This window comes from Aquamicrobium ahrensii (assembly GCF_040545755.1).
In the GTDB taxonomy this organism is placed as follows: Bacteria; Pseudomonadota; Alphaproteobacteria; order Rhizobiales; family Rhizobiaceae; genus Mesorhizobium; species Mesorhizobium ahrensii.
Map to the genome: position 1 here is coordinate 1 of NZ_JBEPMN010000029.1, position 3,044 is coordinate 3,044.

Below are 3,044 nucleotides of genomic sequence, written 5' to 3' on the forward strand. Positions count from 1 at the left end.
ACCGTCGCCGCGACTTCGACAGGGTCGGCCATGGGCTCGGATGCTGCGGGCTCTGGTGCGGCCGGTTCCGCAGCTTCTTCCTGTTCCACCGTCGCTGCGACTTCGACAGGGTCGGCCATGGGCTCGGATGTTTCGGGCTCCGGTGCGGCCGGTTCCGCAACCTCGACCAGCGCCGCGTCCACGGGAGCCGGCTCCTGCGGGTCGGATGGCGCCGGTTCGGCGGAAGCTGTCTCCGCAACTGGCTGCTCACCCTGCGTGGCGGTTTCGGCTGTTGCAGCCGCTTCTTCTTCCGCGGCCTTCGCAGCTTCGGCAGCCGCCGTAGCCTCGGCGGCTTCACGCGCGGCGCTATCGAAGGTATCGACTTTCGCCTTCACCTCGTCGGCCGGCTTCGGCTCGGCCCGGTAGCCGAGACCCTTGAGGATTTCCTCCATATCCTCGGCGGTGGCGCCGAGGATCGACATCATCGGCGGCGTGACCGTGAAGGTTCCGCCGTCGAACGCGCCGTCGGGGCGCGGCCCGAGGCCCGGTTTCCAGTTGATGGCGGGGCGGATCAGATCGGCAAGCCGTTCCAGGATATCGACGCGCACGGCGCGGCGGCCGAGGCTGCGATAGCCGGCCAGGCGATAGAAATTGCGGTCGAAGCCCGCATCGACCACCAGCGAGGTGCGGCCGGTGGCCAGCGCATTGACCACGTCTCCGAAGCCGGGCTTGTCCTTGCCGTCGTTCTGCAAGGCCCACAGCAGCGTCACCAACTGGGCGGGGGCAGGCTTCAGCAGCGCCGGCACGAAGACGTGGTAGGCGCCGAAACGGACGCCGAGGCGGCGCAATGCGGCGCGGCCTTCCTGCTCCAGCGAGCGCATTTCCTCGGCGATGTCGCGGCGGTTGAGAACGCCCATGTTCTCGACGAGCTGGAAGGCGATGCCGCGCGCGATGCCGGAAAGCTGTTCCGTGGCTTTCAGGTCCACCAGCGGTTTCAGCAGGCTTTCGATCTGGAAGGTGACGAAACGCTCGGCGCGCGCGGCCACCTTGTCGCGGGCGGGACCGGTCAGCTGCTCGTCCGCAAGCAGGACGAGGCGCGGACGTAGCACGTCCTCACCGGCGACCAGCGTGCCGATGGGCGCGCCGATCCAGCGCAGCACGCCGTCGGAACCGAGCGCGATGTCGTTGTTGCCGGACGCCGCGAACCGGTCGGCGCGAGCTTCGAATTCCGTGGCGAGCGCCTTCTGGGCGGCGGCGCGCACCGCCTTGGCGGCTTCGCCTCCGGCGCTCTGGTCCGCCGTGAAACGGAACCCCTGCAATTCTCCCACATGGTGTCCCTCGACGAGGACGCTACCGGCAGGGCTGATTTCGGCTTCGGACATGGTATTTTCTCTAAGGCGGCGCATGAGCACGGAAGTCCTGCGGTCTACGAAGCGTTTCGTCAACCTGTCATGCAGCGCATCGGACAATCTATCCTCGATTTCGCGTGTCTTTTCCTGCCAGTGTGCCGGATCGGACAGCCATCCGGGCCGGTTGGACACGAAAGTCCAGGTGCGGATCTGGGCGATGCGGGCCGACAGCGTGTCGATGTCGCCTTCGGTGGTGTCGGCGCGGCGCACCTGTTCGGCCATGTAGTTTTCGTCGACATGGCCGAGCCGGGCGAGGTCCATATAGATCGAGGCGATCAGGTCGGCGTGCTGGGCGGGCGAGATGCGTCGATAGTCGGGCAGCGCGCAGACGTCCCACAGCAGGGCCACACGATCCGACCTGTTGGCCAGCTTGCGGATCTCCTCGTCGCGGGAAAGATACTCCAGCGCCTGCGCGTCCACCGCCGGCAGCGCGCGCGTCAGCCCTTCCACCGGCGCGGGGGTCTCGATGGAGCGGCGCAGCGCGTCGAGGCTGGCGAAGTCGAAGGAGGCGGTGCGCCATTGCAGCACTTTGACCGGCTCGAAATCGTGCCCCTCGATCTTGTTCACCAGATCGTCGTCGAGCGGATCGACACGGCCGGTGACGCCGAATGTGCCGTCGCGCATGTGCCGTCCGGCGCGGCCGGCGATCTGGCCGAGTTCTGCGGCGGTGAGCTGGCGGAACTGGTAGCCGTCGAACTTGCGGTTCTGGGCGAAGGCGACATGGTCGACGTCGAGGTTGAGGCCCATGCCGATGGCGTCGGTGGCGACGAGATAATCGACCTCGCCGTTCTGGTAGAGCGCCACCTGTGCGTTGCGGGTGCGGGGCGACAGCGCGCCGAGCACGACCGCCGCGCCCCCCTGCTGGCGGCGGATCAGCTCGGCGATGGCGTAAACCTCGTCAGCCGAGAAGGCGACGATGGCGGTGCGGCGCGGCAGGCGGGTGAGCTTCTTCGAGCCCGCATAAGCCAGATGCGACAGGCGCGGCCGGGTGACGACCGCCACGCCCCTGAGCAGTTTCTGCAATATGCCCTGCATGGTGGCCGCGCCAAGCAGCAGCGTTTCCTGCCGCCCGCGCAGATGCAGGATGCGGTCGGTGAAGATGTGGCCGCGCTCCAGATCGCCGGCAAGCTGCACCTCGTCGATGGCGACGAAGGCTGCATCCGTCTCGCGCGGCATCGCCTCCACGGTGCAGACGGAATAACGCGCGCCGGCGGGCTGGATCTTCTCCTCGCCGGTGACGAGCGCCACTTTCGAGGCCCCCACCTTTTCGCACAGCCGCGCATAGACTTCGCGGGCCAGCAGTCTCAGCGGCAGGCCGATGACGCCGCTTTCATGCGCCACCATGCGTTCGATGGCCAGATGCGTCTTGCCGGTGTTGGTCGGACCCAGAACCGCCGTAACGTCGCGTCCCGACAGAATAAGCGGACCTTGTGTCTTGGGATGGATGTTCATTCGCCTGCAAAAGTCTGTGCAGCAGGGCATGTCCCCGGCTGCGGCTTCTCCGACCCCAGACACATAGGCATTTATGTGTCCGGGTGAAAGGCGGAAATTGGCGGTTTCGGCCCGATGCCGTGTGCTGTTTTCATTCGGGGAGTTTGCGGACTGCTCCCTTGTCGGCGCTTGTTGCGAAGGCGGCGTAGGCCTTGAGTGCGGTGG

Annotated in this window: 1 protein-coding gene; it reads right to left on the reverse strand. The window is 67.0% G+C overall.

The features are described from left to right. Nucleotides 1-2,840 (reverse strand): helicase-related protein (locus ABID44_RS18560; RefSeq protein ID WP_354153160.1); only part of this gene is annotated, 2,840 nt, incomplete at its 3' end. Nucleotides 2,841-3,044 lie beyond the last annotated feature (204 nt).